At 61.5% G+C, this 15,343-nt stretch carries 16 protein-coding genes and 1 pseudogene; 12 read left to right on the top strand and 5 right to left on the bottom strand.

What is annotated here, in order from left to right; all coding sequences use genetic code 11:
• Positions 1 to 537: 537 nt before the first annotated feature.
• Positions 538 to 2,208 (bottom strand): acyl-CoA synthetase, encoded by a 1,671-nt coding sequence (locus tag GJR96_RS16420; protein ID WP_151164518.1) that lies wholly within the window; start codon positions 2,206 to 2,208, stop codon positions 538 to 540.
• Positions 2,209 to 2,498: 290 nt separating this feature from the next.
• Here GJR96_RS16420 and GJR96_RS16415 point away from each other — a divergent pair, with 290 nt between their 5' ends.
• The 3 genes and pseudogenes from GJR96_RS16415 to GJR96_RS18440 all read left to right on the top strand — a co-directional run.
• Positions 2,499 to 3,224, top strand: a complete 726-nt coding sequence (locus GJR96_RS16415) for a hypothetical protein (RefSeq protein WP_151164680.1) — start codon at positions 2,499 to 2,501, stop codon at positions 3,222 to 3,224.
• A 71-nt stretch (positions 3,225 to 3,295) separates the two neighbouring features.
• Positions 3,296 to 3,913, top strand: coding sequence for a class I SAM-dependent methyltransferase (locus tag GJR96_RS16410; protein WP_151164515.1), 618 nt, complete (start codon positions 3,296 to 3,298; stop codon positions 3,911 to 3,913).
• 60 nt (positions 3,914 to 3,973) lie between these two features.
• A pseudogene (locus tag GJR96_RS18440) lies at positions 3,974 to 4,093 on the top strand (redoxin domain-containing protein); the annotation flags it as partial.
• A 196-nt stretch (positions 4,094 to 4,289) separates the two neighbouring features.
• On the opposite strand, the gene GJR96_RS16405 reads toward GJR96_RS18440, so the two are convergent.
• The 4 genes from GJR96_RS16405 to GJR96_RS16390 all read right to left on the bottom strand — a co-directional run bounded on the left by GJR96_RS16405 (position 4,290) and on the right by GJR96_RS16390 (position 7,619).
• Positions 4,290 to 5,039: a hypothetical protein gene (locus GJR96_RS16405; protein WP_151164512.1), complete on the bottom strand. Its 750-nt coding sequence runs from the start codon at positions 5,037 to 5,039 to the stop codon at positions 4,290 to 4,292.
• Positions 5,040 to 5,123: 84 nt separating this feature from the next.
• On the bottom strand, positions 5,124 to 6,236 hold the full coding sequence (locus GJR96_RS16400) for a pyridoxal-phosphate-dependent aminotransferase family protein (RefSeq protein ID WP_151164510.1): 1,113 nt from the start codon (positions 6,234 to 6,236) through the stop codon (positions 5,124 to 5,126).
• A 130-nt stretch (positions 6,237 to 6,366) separates the two neighbouring features.
• Complete coding sequence (locus GJR96_RS16395) at positions 6,367 to 7,299, bottom strand: formate/nitrite transporter family protein (RefSeq protein WP_151164507.1); 933 nt, start codon at positions 7,297 to 7,299, stop codon at positions 6,367 to 6,369.
• A complete protein-coding gene (locus tag GJR96_RS16390; protein WP_151164504.1) occupies positions 7,296 to 7,619 on the bottom strand; it encodes a hypothetical protein in 324 nt (107 codons plus the stop codon). Before GJR96_RS16390 ends, GJR96_RS16395 begins: the two co-directional genes overlap by 4 nt.
• Before the next feature lie 212 nt (positions 7,620 to 7,831).
• On the opposite strand from GJR96_RS16390, the gene GJR96_RS16385 reads away from it, so the two are divergent.
• The 9 genes from GJR96_RS16385 to GJR96_RS16345 are packed head-to-tail and all read left to right on the top strand — an operon-like array spanning position 7,832 to position 15,340.
• Complete coding sequence (locus GJR96_RS16385) at positions 7,832 to 8,422, top strand: Na+/H+ antiporter subunit E (RefSeq protein ID WP_225317773.1); 591 nt, start codon at positions 7,832 to 7,834, stop codon at positions 8,420 to 8,422.
• Positions 8,419 to 8,700, top strand: a complete 282-nt coding sequence (locus GJR96_RS16380; protein ID WP_151164501.1) for a monovalent cation/H+ antiporter complex subunit F — start codon at positions 8,419 to 8,421, stop codon at positions 8,698 to 8,700. The genes GJR96_RS16385 and GJR96_RS16380 overlap by 4 nt, the downstream gene beginning before the upstream one ends.
• Positions 8,697 to 9,773, top strand: a complete 1,077-nt coding sequence (mnhG, locus tag GJR96_RS18335; protein ID WP_225317772.1) for a monovalent cation/H(+) antiporter subunit G — start codon at positions 8,697 to 8,699, stop codon at positions 9,771 to 9,773. The genes GJR96_RS16380 and mnhG overlap by 4 nt, the downstream gene beginning before the upstream one ends.
• A complete protein-coding gene (locus tag GJR96_RS16365; RefSeq protein WP_151164498.1) occupies positions 9,770 to 10,201 on the top strand; it encodes an MnhB domain-containing protein in 432 nt (143 codons plus the stop codon). Before mnhG ends, GJR96_RS16365 begins: the two co-directional genes overlap by 4 nt.
• Positions 10,194 to 10,556 (top strand): cation:proton antiporter subunit C, encoded by a 363-nt coding sequence (locus GJR96_RS16360; RefSeq protein ID WP_151164495.1) that lies wholly within the window; start codon positions 10,194 to 10,196, stop codon positions 10,554 to 10,556. Before GJR96_RS16365 ends, GJR96_RS16360 begins: the two co-directional genes overlap by 8 nt.
• Positions 10,553 to 11,395: a complex I subunit 5 family protein gene (locus GJR96_RS18435; protein ID WP_255471340.1), complete on the top strand. Its 843-nt coding sequence runs from the start codon at positions 10,553 to 10,555 to the stop codon at positions 11,393 to 11,395. Before GJR96_RS16360 ends, GJR96_RS18435 begins: the two co-directional genes overlap by 4 nt.
• The gene (locus tag GJR96_RS18430; RefSeq protein WP_323849398.1) at positions 11,392 to 12,054 is read left to right on the top strand and encodes a proton-conducting transporter transmembrane domain-containing protein; all 663 of its coding nucleotides are present in this window, start codon (positions 11,392 to 11,394) and stop codon (positions 12,052 to 12,054) included. Before GJR96_RS18435 ends, GJR96_RS18430 begins: the two co-directional genes overlap by 4 nt.
• Positions 12,045 to 13,664 (top strand): proton-conducting transporter transmembrane domain-containing protein, encoded by a 1,620-nt coding sequence (locus tag GJR96_RS16350; protein WP_151164493.1) that lies wholly within the window; start codon positions 12,045 to 12,047, stop codon positions 13,662 to 13,664. The genes GJR96_RS18430 and GJR96_RS16350 overlap by 10 nt, the downstream gene beginning before the upstream one ends.
• Positions 13,661 to 15,340 carry a proton-conducting transporter transmembrane domain-containing protein gene (locus GJR96_RS16345; protein ID WP_151164490.1) on the top strand — a complete coding sequence of 560 codons (1,680 nt, stop codon included), beginning with the start codon at positions 13,661 to 13,663 and terminating at the stop codon, positions 15,338 to 15,340. The genes GJR96_RS16350 and GJR96_RS16345 overlap by 4 nt, the downstream gene beginning before the upstream one ends.
• The last annotated feature ends 3 nt before the right edge of the window (positions 15,341 to 15,343 follow it).

Below are 15,343 nucleotides of genomic sequence, written 5' to 3'. Positions count from 1 at the left end.
AATAAGGCGTCCGCCCGCAGCGTGATGAGATACGGGCGAACATCGCTTACCTTTTGTAAGTGATAATCATATATAAATCTTTGTTAATCATATATCAACTATCGCACACAATTATATACTGTCGTCGGGCCGGACGATACCCTCGTTGAGTGATTGCCCGCTTGATGTATGCTGCAAGCGTACCGGCCGAACGTTGGTATCACTGGACAGCAGACATTTCGACACGGTCTGCGTGACTCCATTCGGAAGACTCACAGCCCAATACGAAGCGTTGTTCGAAGCACGCAAAGACTCTTTCCAGTCTGCAGTCGACGTACGCAGGCGTCTCTCGTCGCCAATCGAGACAGCATACGAGATTGAAGTCGAACTCCGCATTCTAGTTGGTGGCGGGCTGTATCGCGTCCGTTGTCGTCTCGGCCTTCGTTGACGCCTCCGAACTAGGCCGGCACGTCGTCTATGGGGAATCCCGTACTCGAGACACGCTCGAAAAACAGAGGCTGAGTAACCGGCGAGGAAGTTGCGAAAGCCGACCTTGCTCTACGACGCCTCCTGCTTTGCTTCGTCTCGAAGCTCCGTTCGACGAATCTTTCCGGTCACCGTCTTCGGGAGTTCGTCTCGGAATTCGATTTCACGTGGATACTCGTGCGCCGAGAGTTCCGACTTGACGTGATTTTTAATTTCCTCGGCGAGTTCGTCGGATGGGGTTGCATCCGCACTCGGGACGATGAACGCCTTGACGATGTTCCCACGTTCAGGGTGTGGCTTGGGGACGACTGCTGCCTCGGCGACGGCGGGGTGTTCACCAAGCGAGCTTTCGACTTCGAACGGACCGATACGGTATCCAGACGAGAGGATGACGTCGTCTGCGCGGCCTTCGAACCAGAAGTATCCATCTTCGTCTTTGTGTGCGAGGTCACCCGAGAGGTACCACGTCCCGTCGGGACCGTCGATGAACGACGCGCGTGTTTGCTCGGGTTTGTTCCAGTATTCTGCGAAGAAACAGGGATAGTCGCCTCGCTCCGCGATTTCCCCGGTTTCACCCGGCGGCAGAACCTCGCCAGTCTCTGGGTCGACGATTTCGGCGTCGATACCGGGAAGTGGTTTGCCCATCGACCCAGGACGAACCGGCATAGTCGGATAGTTGTTGATTATCATGTTCCCCGTCTCGGTTTGGCCGTACGTATCCAGGATTGTGACGCCGAGTGTCTCTTCGGCCCACTCGACGACGCCGGCACTGAGGGGCTCGCCGATAGAAAGCGCGTGTCGCAAATCGGGTGACGTCTCGTCGAGGACGGACTCGTGTTCACGAAGCATGCGATACGCTGTCGGGACTGAGAACAGTACGGTAATCGGGTACTCGTCGAGGAGATTCGCCCACGTCTCCGGGTCGAACTCGCCTTCGTACGTAAACAGCGAGGAACCCCAGAACCACGCACCGAGCGTATTGATTGCGCCAGTCAACCACCCGAGGTCACCGGTACTCCAGTAGATGTCCCCCGGTTGGAGGTCCACGGCGTATCGCTGGGTTGCTGCGACGCCCGCCAACCATCGCTGTTTGTGGAGGACGCCTTTTGCGAGTCCTGTCGTCCCCGACGTGTAGTAGAGCAGTGCGTCGTCTTCACCGCTCGTGCGTGCCGTCTCGTAGGTCGTGCTCGCGTGGTCGAGTGCGGTGTTGAAGATGACGTCGTCGGTCGGTGCACCGTCTCCTCTGTCGACCGTGATGACGTGTTCGACGCTCGGTGCATCGTCCAGTGCTTTTTCGATTGTCTCTCTATTGTCCGTCGTCGTGATGACCACCGAGGCATCACAGTCGTCGAGGCGATACGAGATACCGTCGGGGCCGAACCGTTCGTTGATGCTGCCCCACACAGCACCGTGTTTGAGTGTCCCGACCAGAGCGACGTAGTGTTCTGGAATCCGAGGCATGTACGAGAACACCCGGTCGCCGCGTTCGACGCCAAGTTCATCGAGGACGTTTGCGAACTGACTCGACCGGTCAGCCAACTCCCAGAACGTCAGTTTCGAGAGGTCACCGTCGGTCCCGACATGGTACAACGCCACTCGCTCACGGTGGTCGGCGTGTCGATCGACCACTTCGTGGGCGATGTTCATCTCTTCGGGGGCGTCCCACCCGGCCGCTTCGTAGATGTTGTCCCACGAGAACGCCGACCGCAGCGTCTCGTAATCTTCCAAATTGTGTGGTGTCATTGCACATACAAAACAAATCGAGTCAATTAATTATAATTTTTGTTCAGGACAAACCGTGTGGCCGTTGTGGTCCCCGTCCAGTGTGCCGGTTTTCGTACTTCGCCTGTCTCGAATCCCACGGGTCGGTTCCACCACACCAACAGTCTTTGACCAGGCGGTGAAACTACGCCTACCCGGTCATGAAACCGTATCCCGAGACCCCCGAACTCGCCAACGCTCACGAAGCGGTTCTGTCGAGTGGCCACCTCTGGCTTCGAGAGTACGTCTGTGGACACAGAATGCGGTTTCAGATGTCATCGTCCGGCCTGCTCGTGTTCGGTGACTGTGACCGTGTCTTCGACGACGTGCCACCGCCCTATCGGTACGCGGTCAGACAGGTACGCGAACACTTCGACCGAGACGCCTTCTACGATGCCGTCGACGACCCGTCTGCGTTCGTGTTCTTCGGCGTTGCACCGTGCAACCTCGGCGTGGAGTACGAGTGGGGAAGAACGCCGGCGTTCCTCGGCCACGGCATCTGGAACGAGGGTTCCGAGCGATTGCTTCCAATCGAAAAAGCCGAACAGGTGTTCGAACGCCTCGGAATCGACCCGGTCAACACATTCCAGAAAGAGGTGAACGTTCGAGACTTCCATCCCGACCGGTACGATATCCCGCCGTCTGCGTGGTACGACGGACCCGCGGCGGGCGTCCTCGTCGAGAACCGACGTGGCGGGAGTGCTATACTGCGAAATGTCGGTGTCGAGGAGGCAGAAACTGCCGACCCGATTCGTGACACCTCCAGCGAGGGTGTCGCTGAACTTGTGACTGAACCGCGTATCAACCGGGCAGTCGAACGAATCGAGTCGTTGGACAAAGCGGTGACGACCACGGAAGTCCAGACACGAGTATTCGAGATGATTGTCCGCGAGGAGTACGCCCGACTCGACGCGGGTAATGCCGATTTAGACGCCGTTCGGTCAGCGATTGGTTCCATCGTTTCGGAGAAACTCGGTACGGAAAGTTGGGACGAGTAGTCGCTCGTCTGTCCTGTCTCCGTCGCTCGGACTCCGGGGGGCCTTTACTCTTCGACCACATCCCGGCGAGTATGGACCCCGAGGAGAACCATCGTGGCTGGGCCGAGCGGTCGGGTGATTACTCACCGGCGTACTACGCCGAAATCGGACCGAACGAGGTGAGTGAGACGCTTGCGACTGTCTTCGACCACTACGTGAGCACCGACGCCAAGATTCTCGAAATCGGGTGCAGTTCGGGTCGCCACCTCTCACACCTCCTCGACCACGGTTACAAGAACCTCACCGGCATCGACCTCAACGACGACTCGTTCGAGGCGATGGCCGAATACTTCCCAGAGTTAGCCCAGACTGGGACGTTCCATACGGGCGCAATCGAGGAGTTCGTCCCCGAATTCCGTGACGACCAGTTCGACGTCATCTACTCCGTCGAAACCCTCCAGCACGTCCACCCCGACGACGAGTGGGTGTTCGAGGAGTTAGCCCGCGCCTCTGCTGACTTGGTCATCACGGCTGAGAACGAAGGAAACAGTCCGCAACGTGGTCGCGACGGTGCAGAAGTGAGTTACGTCAACGACGACTTTCCGTTGTTTCACCGAAATTGGAAACAGGTGTTCTCAGACATCGGCCTCGCTCAATTGCTCGAAGAACCCGGGAAGCGCGATACTGTTCGAGTCTTCCGAGTCCTCTGAATCCTTCGACTCTGTCGAAATCACGACCTCCTGCGAGAAATCACGTATTCAATCGAGGATGTCGCAACGGTACTGCGGGACGCGGGGCCAAGGGCAGTACGCGACTTCGTGAAGAACGTGCCTGCCCTCGCGCTGACGCATCTGAAAAAGGAACTGAGAGGTATGACGCTGAATGAGTAGTCTGGCGGGTACGCCGCCTCTATTCAGCACGCCCACAGAAACCTCACCGACCACTGATAGAAGTCACGTGCACGATACCGTGTCTGTACTCACCGGCGAACGACTTTCAGTAGAGGCCGGAGGTTTCGGCGACAAACCGTGGTGGATACCCGATGTATCTCACCGTGAGTTCGGCCACAACTGATTCGGATTGGACTCAGATGAGTGCGACGACGAGAGTGTACGCGACTGCGCCACCGAGAAATGAGAGGAACCGGCCCCGTCGGGGGTGCGGAAGCTCCTCCTTGATGACGTTGAGGATGAGACCGCCGGAGACGAACGCGAACAGTCCGGTGATGACGAGCGGCCGACCCAGTGTGGCCAACCCAACCGCGGCACCGGCAAGAGTCGCACCCGCGAGCACCCACCGCCCCACGCGGTCGTACTGTCTCCCGAGGTGTCGGCGAATCCCGTGGTCGGTGATGCTGAAGTGCAGTCCCATCGCGACCGCGTACAGCAGGAGGTTGATGGCGCCCGGGAGCTCTTGGTGAAACAGGAGGTAGCCGATGAGGCCGCTGTAGAGGGCGAACACGGAGATGTATCCCCAGAACACGGCTGGAGGCGACTCGTACTGCTCGTCCGTGCCTCGAGCGACGAGGACTTCCAGCCCGTAGAACACGACGAATCCGGCGAGCGCAACACCGTAGATTGCCTCCTCGGTGAGAGAGCCCGCGGACACTCGCGGGTCTCCGGCTGCGAAGTGCGCTACTTCGGGCAAAAGCAGGACGAACACGTACGCGACGGCAGCTCCCCCTGCGGCCGACAGCGCCGACCGCCCCGGCCCCGTCTCAGTGTCGACTCCCTGACCGATGAGGAGGTGGACCGCCGCCAGCGCGAGTGCAGACAGGGTGGCCACAATCGGGAGTGACTCGAACGGCACCACCGGAACCTGTGTCGCGAACAACATTTATGCTAGGAGAGTCGTCGGCCTCGGAGATAGTCTTTGACTCTATCTTTGCAGATGGGGCCGAAAACGGGGTCTCGTCGGTCGTTAGAGGCCAGCGACGTCTTCGATGGCGTCGGTCAGTTCTTTGATAGACTCGACATCGTGTTCGCCCATGTGACCGATACGGAACGTCTTCTCGCCGAGTGCCGACCCGTACCCGTTCGAGAAGGCGAAATCGTACTTCTCGGAGACGCCCTCGATGGTCGCTGCGATGTCGATGCCCTGCGTGTTCTCGATGCAGGCGACAGTTTTCGATTCGTAGCCTTCCTCGGGGAACATGTCGAAGTGTTCGTACGCCCACTCTTGGGTGTACTCGGCCATCTCGCGGTGACGGTCACTTCGTTCTTTGTGTCCCTCTTCGAGCATGTACTTCATCTGCTTGCGGTAGGCGAGCATGATGGGGATTGCCGGCGTGGAGTGCGTCTGACCCTTCCGGTCGTAGTAGTCGAACGCGCGCTGGAACCCACCGTACCACGAGGCAGAGTCTTTCGAGACTTCACGGTCGTACGCGTCGTCGCTGACGACACAGACCGCAACTCCCGGCGGCATCGCGAACGCCTTCTGGGACGACGCGAAGATGACGTCGATGTTGTGTTCGTCGATGTCGACGTAGTCGCCACCCAGTGCGGAGACAGCGTCGACGACGAAGTACGTGCCCGGGTACTCGGCGATAACGTCGCCAATCTCTTCGATTGGGTTGCGCACACCCGTCGAACTTTCGTTCATCACACAGGACACCACGTCGTAGTGTTTGTCACTCTGTTCGAGGTACTCGCGGACGTCCTCGGGCTTGACTGCCTGTCCCCACTCGTATTCGAGTCTGTCCACGTTCTTGCCCAGTCGCTCGGCGACGTTGGCGTGGCGTTCACTGAAACTTCCACAGGTCGTACAGAGGATGTTCTCGTCGACGAGGTTGAGCGTCGACGCCTCCCAGAACTCCGTTCCGGAGGCAGTGAGAACCATCAGGTTGTTGTCGGTTCCGAGGAACTCCTTCGTGTCCTCGACGATAGTCGTATAGAGGTCGGTCATCCGGTCCATCCGGTGGCCGAACATCGGTTGGCACATCTCCTGGACGACGTCGTCGCGCACTTCCGTCGGGCCGGGGATGTACAGTTTTTTCTCGGGATAGTCGTCTTTGTATTCGCGTTTCTCGGTCACGGAAACCACCTACGTACGCGGTACTGTGTAGCGAGGTATGATGGTACTTTTGATTAGAACAAACACGGTCCGTCGGGTGACACGTCTCCGTTTCGTAAGGTGATTTCAGTGACCCTCGGGTCTGGCCACCTCACTCGGCTGGTCTGCTGATACGCAGGCTGAACAACCAGTCTCTGAGGGAGAGTCGTTCGCGTGGTCCTTCTCCCTCTGGGAACCGGTTTTCGGTCTGGCCGTAGTTGATGAGGGTCACGAGGAACACGCCGCCGATGGTGTTCCCGAGCAGCACCGGGATGGCGAATTCCCACAACCCTGTCGTGAGTGCGACGTGGCCTGTGAACACGAGATAGAACACGTCGGCAGAACTCACGACGATGTGGTAGAGGCCGGACGCTGGAATCGCGTAGATGACGAGGAAGACGAGCACCACGCGCGAGATAGAATCTCTCACCGCGTGTTCGAGCCAGACGAGGCCAGCGACGAGCCACCCAGCGAACATCGCCTTGAACACGAGGTCCCACCACGGCGTCTCGATTCCCTGGAATCCGATACCAACCGCTGCGTCTGCTGCTGCCACCGAGAAGACACCCGTGTTGGCGAGGACGAACGTGCCGACGACTGCGCCCGTGAGATTCCCGGCGAGCACACTCACCCAGACACGGAGGAGCGACGGAACGCTCGCGACACGGGTCAACACGAGTGTCACCGGTGTGAGCGTGTTCTCCGTGTAGAGTTGGTACCGTCCCATGATGATGTAGACGAACCCGAGCGGGTAGAGAAGTGGCGCGAGAAGCCCAGACGCGTCGGCTGGGAAGGCCGCTTTCCCCGTCGCGTAGAGGAAGAACGTGATCGTAATCGCGAGTCCGGCGGCGAACCCGCTCAAGTAGAGTTTCAGTGAGTCTGATTCGACTTCCTCGTCGGCGGTTGCGACGACACGCTGGAAGATTTCGTCGGTCGAAAACCGGTCACCGACCGCTTCACCGGCAGACGGCGCACCGCTCCGTGCACGGTCAGGAGACGGAACGGCATCTGTTCCGTTCAGTGACTGCTGTTTGGAGGTACTCACGAACTCCCCTCCTGCTCTGCCGATTCTCGACCGCGAGTACTCTCCGCGTCGGTCGGTGTCGAGTCCTCGGTCAGTGCATCGTGTCGCGCCCGCGAGAAGCGAGCGAGTCGGTAGAGGAGGTAGCTGAACATGGCAAACGCGAGCAGTTCGACGAGGTACAACTCGGCGAGTTCGACGAGCGTCAACTGTTCGACGATGGCGCTCTGGGTCGCACTCAAGACTGCGAATGCGAGTATGAGAGTCACTGCTGGCATCGTCACGAGGACGAGACCGAACGCGACTGCCCACACGCGTTCGTCTTCGAATTGTTTTCGGAGCATCAGTTCACCCCGTCCGGCCGGGTAGTCCACTGTCTGTGACTCCGATAGGCAGGTTGTCGTTCGTGTCCATAGCCGTACTCTGTTCCCGCATGAACATAAACTAGTGCTATTTTTTACCGATATGGTAATATACTGTTGAGATAGTACCAGTATGTGATTATAATGGTCTCAGTTCGGAGTCCGGTCGAAGTCTGTCGGAGAGTGGCCCGGTCGTGAGCTCGCTCTTCCAGCCCGGAGCCGCGAGTGGCCTCGGACACGGAGCTATCGGCTCTCGAATTGCGACTTCACTCGTCGCTTTCACATTCTACATCTTCCTCGGCGACCCCACGGACTGGTTCGACATCGTGACGGGTGCCGTCAGCGCCGTCGTCGTCGCTCTCGTTCTCGGACGTGTCGTCTTCGAACACCCGCCGACTGTCCGGACGGTTGGCACGCTCGCACGTGCGATGGTATTCCTCCCGTATTTGCTGTTCGCAGTCGTCCGAGCGAACCTCTCACTCGCGGTCGTTCTGTTGGACCCGCGGCTCCCAATCGACCCTTCCGTCGTGCGTATCCCAGCGCCGGATGGCCGACTCGCGACGGCCCTCCTCGCGAACAGCATCACCTTGACACCGGGGACGCTCACGATAGACGTTGACGGTGACGACATCGTCGTCCACACACTTACCGACGCGACCCGTGAGGAACTCCTCGCAGGCGGCCTCGCACGCGCCGTCGGGTTCGTCGTCGGCCACAGCCCTGTAGAGTCGGCGGAAGCAGTCTTCGACGACTCTGCCTCACGAGGAGAGGAGCGAACGCGATGACGTCTGCACTCCTCTCGAACGGACTGCTCGTCGGTGCAGCAGCGCTTGGGTTCGTCGTCATCGCCCTCCTCTGGCGCGTCGTCGTCGGCCCGACGACTGCCGACCGCGTCGTCGCCGTAAACGTCATCGGGACGAGCGTCGTCGTCATCATCGCACTCCTCGGTGTCGCGCTCGGAGAGGTCGGCTTCCTCGACATCGCGCTCGTCTACGGCCTGCTGAACTTCCTCCTCTCGCTCGGCCTCGCGCGACTCTCTCTCGACGGCGGTGAGACGCGATGACGCCCTTCGACGCGTTCGTCCTCGCACTCGTCGCAGGGAGCGTCGTGTTTGCTTTCATCACGCTCGTCGGCTTCGTCCGACTCCCGGACGTGTTCGCTCGAGCACACGCGGCATCGAAAGCCGAGACGCTCGGTGCACTCCTGGGACTCGGCGCTGCGGCACTCGCAGTCGACGATGGACAGGCAACCCTCAAAGTCGGCGTTCTGGCAGTGTTCGTCCTCGTGACGGGGCCGACTGCCGCCCACGCCATCGTCCGCGCTGCGGTGCGCTCTGGCGTCCCCCGTGGACTCGTGACCGTGACGCAGGCGATCAGCCGAGTCCGTCTCCACCGGCCTACTCCTCGACGGGAGGTGAGAAGTAAGATGGTCACCGAGTGGGTCGTCGCAATACTCCTCACGCTGGTCGTCGTCGCTGCACTCGTCGCCGCGCTCGCACGAGGTATCCTCACGACGCTCGCCGCGTTCGGAGCCTACAGTCTCGGTCTCTCGCTCGTGTGGCTCGTCTTCCGTGCCCCCGACGTCGCACTCACCGAAGCGGCCGTCGGTGCCGGTGTGACGACTGCACTGTTCCTCGTCGTCGTCGCTCGAACCGTCGGGTTCGGTACCTACCTCGACGCTTCACGGAATTCTAATAGTTTGGATAATTCAAATAATGCAGATAACCCGAATGAGTCGGGTGGTGCGGGTGATGAAGATTACACCGGCGAGGTCGATACTGCAGAGACTGGAGGCAACGCCCGCGATTCGAGCGTTCCGCGCCGCCTGAGTTTTGGAACGACGGTGCTGTCTGGGGTGCGAAACGTCCGCGGTCTCTCAGTCGTCGTCGCAGTCGTCGTGACCGGGGGACTACTCCTCACAGTGCCCGCCCTGCCCGTCGTCGGCGCGACAGACTCACCCGGATTCGGGCCGGTGACGGAGTACTACGTCGCTGACTCGGCGGAACGCGGTATCGACAACGTCGTCACTGCAATCCTCGTCGTCTACCGCGGGTTCGACACGTTCGGTGAAATCGCCGTGGTGTTCACCGCAGTCGTCGCCGCCGTGGCGGTTCTACGATACGGGGGGACGAAATGACGGACCGAACGACGGCAAACAGCCCAGTCGTGACGGTGACCGTCCGATTCATCGCGATGTTCGTCCTCACGTTCGCCCTCTTTACCCTGTTCCACGGGACGTCGTCTGTCGGCGGCGGGTTCCAGGGTGGGGTCATCGCGGCGACTGCGGTCATCATCCTCGCCTTCGGATTCGGCGTCGAGGAGACAACCGCGTGGCTCTCACCACGCTGGCTTCTCGCTCTCGTCGTCGCGGGCCCAGCCGCGTTTGGGTTGGTCGCCTTCAGTGGCATCCTCGCAGGCGGTTCGTTCCTCCAGTTCGATGTGCTCCCCATCCCGAAGCCCTCGGTCTACGCGACCGAGTTCATCGAACTCGGCATCGGCGCGACAGTCGCTGGCGTCGTCATCAGCCTGTTCGTTCGCCTGACTGGGGGTGTCGACGGTGAGTGACCTCGTCGTAGTATTTAGTTCTCGGGTCGCCTACGTCGCCTACGTCCTCCTGGTCGGTATCGGCGTGTTCGTCCTCGTCGACTCCGACAACCTCCTGAAGAAAGTCGTCGGACTGAACCTCTTCCAGACGGGCGTGTTCCTGTTCTTCATTACGAGCGCGTACCGCAGTGATGGGAGCGCACCACTGCTCTCGGGACCCGGCCCACTAGTCAACCCCCTGCCGCACGTCCTCATCCTGACGGCCATCGTCGTCGGTGTGAGTGTCACGGCAGTCGCGTTGGCACTCCTCGTTCGGGTGTACAACGAGTACGGTACCCTCGACGAGAGCGTACTCAAGGAGGTGGAACGCTCGTGAGTGTCTTGCTCGCACTCGTCGTCGCGGTTCCGCTCCTCGGGGCTGTGCTTCCACTCCTCGTCGGGAAGCGCACTCGGGCAGCACGCCTCCTGACCGGTGCCGTGCTCCTCGGACAGTTCGGTCTCGCCGCCGCAGTGACGGTATCCGTCGCTCGAGAGGGCCGTCTCTCCTACGTCGTCGGCGGACTCCCAAGCGAGGTGGGTATCGGCCTCGCTGCAGACGCCGTGACGAGTGCGTTCTTGCTCCTCGTCGCTGGTAGCGCAGTCGCGTTCTTCACGACGGTCCGAGCCGAAGCCTCTGGATTCGGTGACAGTCTGTGGCTCCTGCTCGTCGCAGGCCTCTCCGGCGTGACCGTCACCGCAGACGTGTTCAACCTGTACGTCTTCCTCGAAATTTCTGGACTCGCCGCGTACGCTCTCGTGGCGACTGGCCGGGGTGCTCCGGCCGCCCTCGCCGCGTTCCGGTACCTCCTCGTCGGGACTGTAGGTGCAACGCTCTATCTACTCGGCGTCGGCTACCTCTACGTCGGGACCGGAACGCTTTCGATGGCCGGTCTCAACGCGGCACTCCGAACTGTCGGCTACGACTCGACGCTGGTCGTCGCGTCGTTCGTCCTCATCGCAGTGGGACTCGGTGTGAAAATCGCGTTGTTCCCACTCCACACGTGGAAGCCTGTCGCGTACGCAACCTCCCCAGCCGACGTGAGTGCGCTACTGGCCACACTCGTCTCGACTATCGCGGGGTACGGTCTCGTGCGGTTGACGTTCGGTGTGTACACGCTCGAATTCCTGACCGAGGTACCTGCCGCACGAGTCGGCCTCATCGTCGCGGGGCGGTGAGTGTGGTTGCTGGGGGTGTCCTGACGCTCCGCCAGACGGACGTCCGTCGGTTATTCGCGTACTCGTCGGTCTTGCAGTTCGGTCTCATCGTCGTCGGCATCGGTCTCGCCACGCCCGCAGCGGTGACCGGTTCGCTCGTCTTGCTCATCAGCCATGCCGTCGCCAAAGGCGGCTTGTTCGCCGCGTTTGGACTGCTCGCGAGAGACCTCGAACTGGAGACGGTCGCTGACTACGCTGGCTTCGTCCGCGACGCACCCCTGTTCACTGTCGCCGTCGCCGTCGTGTTCGCGTCGCTCGTCGGACTTCCACCGACCGCTGGCTTCGCCGGGAAGTGGTACGTCGCACTCGGTGCCGTCGCGGCCGAATCGTGGACCGTCGCAGCACTCGTCGTCGGGAGTACGCTGTTGTCGATTCTCTACGTCGGCCGTCTCGTCGAGACGATGGTCTTCGACGTGCCGAGTGCGGGTGCCCTCGGCCGAACCGGAGGCGAGTCCCCAGGCCGACCACACGTGAGTGCTGACGGTGGACGACTGCCCACAGAGACCCTGACTCGTGCCTCGGTCATCATCGCCGTCGTCGGCATCGTCGTCGTCGCACTCGGCCTCTGGTCGTCCGACCTCGCAGCATGGTTCGAACCGGTCGTGGAGGGATGGCTGTGACCGACGTCATTTCCCTCCTGCCACTCGCTGCGGTCGCCATCCCCGCAGTTGCGATTCCACTCATCTACGCGTCGCGGTCGAACCCGGCGCTTCGTGAGGGGTGGACGTTCCTGAGCGCACTCGGGACGCTCGCCGTCGTCGCTGCGATGATTTGGTGGCCAGTTACCCACGTGTCCTCACTTGGGTCTATCGCCGGTATCGAACTCGCACTGCGGGGAGACGCGGCTGGACTGCTGTTCGCACTGCTCGCATCGACGTTGTGGACCGTGACGAGCGTCTACAGCGTCGGCTACGTCCGTAGCCTCGAAGAACACGACCAGACCCGGTTCTTCGCAGCGTTCGCCGGGAGCATCGCCGCGACCATGGGTGTCGCACTCGCGGCGAATCTGCTGACGCTGTTCGTCTTCTACGAACTCCTGACGCTGGCAACGTACCCACTCGTCGTCCACGCCGGAACGAAAACGGCACGCGCGGCCGGGCGCACGTACATCGTGTACACACTCGGTGGCGGCGTCGTCGCGTTCGCGGGAATCCTCCTCGTCGCGGTTCTCGCTGGGACGCTCACGTTCGTTCCGGGTGGAATCTCCGAACTCGCCGCGACGGACTCGACGCTGGCTCAGGTCGCGTTTATCCTCCTCGCCGTCGGGTTCGGGGTCAAAGCGGCACTCGTCCCACTCTACGAGTGGCTCCCGACGGCGATGGTCGCACCGACGCCCGTCTCGGGACTCCTCCACGCTGTCGCAGTCGTCAAGAGTGGTGTCTTCGCGCTCTCTCGGACCGTCCTCTACGTCTTCGGGCCGGAGACGACGTGGGACCTCGGCATGGGCCTCCCGCTTGCCGTGGTTGCGGCGGTGACGATGGTCGTCGCGGGACTCGTCGGTATTCGGCAGGACAACCTCAAGCGTGGCCTCGCGTACTCGACCATCTCGCAACTCTCGTACATCGTGTTAGGACTCGCGATTGCGACGCCACTCGCGGTGTTCGGTGCACTCCTCCACATCGTCGCCCACGCGTTCATGAAGATTACCCTGTTCTTCGTCGCGGGTATCGTCGCCGTCGAGACGGGCGAAAAGTACGTCTCGGACCTCGCCGGCGTCGGGCGTCGGCTTCCGGTCACGATGACTGTGTTCGCGATTGCGGCCGCAGGGCTCGTTGGATTCCCGTTCGTCGCGGGGTTCGTTAGCAAGTTCACGCTCGTCGTCGGCGTCGCAGAGGGCCCTGCTCCGGTGTTCGTCGCTGCCTACCTCGTGGCCGGATTACTGAAACTCCTCTACTTCTGGCCTATCGTCTACGCCGCGTTCTTCGGCCAGCGTGACGGTTCGACCCCCGCGAGTCAGCACGCCTTCGCGCCAGCGCACGCCGCCGACAGTTCGCACGCTGTCGGAAGCGGCACCGCATCGAAGAGCCCCCACGCGACCGATGGTGGTGACGTGACCAACCGACTCGGACACGTCGGGTGGGAACGCCGAACGGTGTCGACCGAGACGACGCCACTCATGCTGGTCCCGATTCTCGTCACCGTCGGAGTCGCCGTCGTCCTCGGCGTCGTCCCGGGGTACCTTCCGTTCTGGGACCTCGCCGAGACAGTGGTCGCGGAGGTGTTCGGATGACCGAGTTCGTGACGCTCGCCCCGCCGTGGATTGCGTTCCTCCTCGCGATACTCGTCGTACTCGTCGCACCACGACTCATCGGGACGGTCGTCGGGGCCCTCCTCGTGGCTCTCACCATTCCGTGGATGTGGGCCATCGACGCTGGGTCGTACCTCGTGGTCTCACCGCTCGGATTCGAACAGGTGCTTCTCACTGTCGACGGGTTCTCCCGCCCGGTGGCGATGCTCTTCGGCTTCGTCGCCGCTATCAACCTGGTCTACGGCTACGCCACCGACGCCGACTCGCGCCAACAACTCTACTCGCTGGCGTACATGGGTGCCGGCGTCGCCGCAGTGACCGCAGGAGACTGGCTGACCCTCCTCATCAGTTGGGAACTCCTCGCCGTGACCGCGACGGTCCTCGTCTGGCACCACGGTGGTGACGCCGTTCGACCCGCGTTCAGGTACGCGATTTACCACCTCATCGGTGGTGCGTTCCTCGTCGCCGGCATCGCGTTCCACTTCGCGACGACCGGGTCGTTCGTCTATGACGGTGGCCTCACGGGAGGACTGCCGAGAACGCTGGCACTCGTCGGTGTCGGCGTCAACCTCGGCTTCATCGGCCTCCACTTCTGGCTACCAGAGACCTACCCCCGGCCGCACGTCGCAGCGAGCGTCGTCCTCGCGGCCTTCACGACGAAAGTCGCCGTCGTGGTACTCGCCCGAGTCGCGCCTGACGGAGCCATCCTCGTCGCGTGGGTTGGTGGCATCATGATCGTCTACGGGGTCACTCAGGCCATCTTCCAGACCGATATGCGACGCCTCCTGTCGTACCACATCATCTCGCAGGTGGGGTACATGGTCGTCGCGCTCGGAATCGGCACTGCTGCCGGCCTGTCCGGTGCGTTTGCGCACCTCGTGGCACACGTCCTCTACAAGGGCTTGTTGTTCATGGTCGCCGGTGTCATCGTCTACCGGACTGGAAAGAAGTCACTCAAATACCTCGGAGGACTCGCCCGCGTGATGCCCGTGACGTTCGTGACGTTCCTCGTCGCCGCACTCGCCATCACGGGAGCACCGGGCTTCGCTGGGTTCGTCAGTAAAGGCCTCATCACGAAGGCCGTCGAGAGCACGGGTGAGACGGCACTGTGGTGGATGCTCGTCGTCGGCAGTGTCGGAACTGTGCTCTCGTTCGCCAAGTTCGGCTACTACGCGTTCGTCCGTGCCGCCCCGGACGACATCGACGTGCGGCCCACCAGCCTCACTCTCCGAGTTGTGCTGATTGCTATCGCCATCCCGTCGGTCGTCTTCGGCGTCTTCCCAGAGACACTCCTCGGCCCCATGCCCGGCGATTCTGGTGGATTCGACGCGTACGCGACGAGTGAACTCGTCAAAGCCGGTGCCGTCCTCATCGTTGGTACGCTCGGGTTCGTCGCGTTCCGAACGCGACTCGCTCAGATACACCTCGCCGACGTCGACCGAGTCCTCTATCCACTCGCTGTTCGGGGGACGACAGCACTCTCTGTCGGTGCGATTGCCATCGGCAACGCAGCGAACCACGCTTCTGCATCGCTCATCGAACGGTTCGCCTCGCTCGTCGGGGCCGACCCGCGACTGAACGACACTATCCAGTCGGCACTCGTCTTCCTCTTCGCAACGGTGGGAGTCGCACTGAGTGTCGTTCTCCTCGCCTCGTAACAC

It is taken from the genome of Haloferax litoreum, from assembly GCF_009674605.1.
Taxonomy (GTDB): domain Archaea; phylum Halobacteriota; class Halobacteria; order Halobacteriales; family Haloferacaceae; genus Haloferax; species Haloferax litoreum.
This window is presented reverse-complemented; position numbering and strand designations above follow the sequence as displayed.

Coding starts and splice junctions, on each gene's coding strand:
- GJR96_RS16420 (WP_151164518.1), bottom strand. CDS start 2,208: ATGACACCACACAATTTGGAAGATTACGAGACGCTGCGGTCGGCGTTC.
- GJR96_RS16415 (WP_151164680.1), top strand. CDS start 2,499: ATGTCATCGTCCGGCCTGCTCGTGTTCGGTGACTGTGACCGTGTCTTC.
- GJR96_RS16410 (WP_151164515.1), top strand. CDS start 3,296: ATGGACCCCGAGGAGAACCATCGTGGCTGGGCCGAGCGGTCGGGTGAT.
- GJR96_RS16405 (WP_151164512.1), bottom strand. CDS start 5,039: ATGTTGTTCGCGACACAGGTTCCGGTGGTGCCGTTCGAGTCACTCCCG.
- GJR96_RS16390 (WP_151164504.1), bottom strand. CDS start 7,619: ATGCTCCGAAAACAATTCGAAGACGAACGCGTGTGGGCAGTCGCGTTC.
- GJR96_RS16380 (WP_151164501.1), top strand. CDS start 8,419: ATGACGTCTGCACTCCTCTCGAACGGACTGCTCGTCGGTGCAGCAGCG.
- mnhG (WP_225317772.1), top strand. CDS start 8,697: ATGACGCCCTTCGACGCGTTCGTCCTCGCACTCGTCGCAGGGAGCGTC.
- GJR96_RS16365 (WP_151164498.1), top strand. CDS start 9,770: ATGACGGACCGAACGACGGCAAACAGCCCAGTCGTGACGGTGACCGTC.
- GJR96_RS16350 (WP_151164493.1), top strand. CDS start 12,045: ATGGCTGTGACCGACGTCATTTCCCTCCTGCCACTCGCTGCGGTCGCC.
- GJR96_RS16345 (WP_151164490.1), top strand. CDS start 13,661: ATGACCGAGTTCGTGACGCTCGCCCCGCCGTGGATTGCGTTCCTCCTC.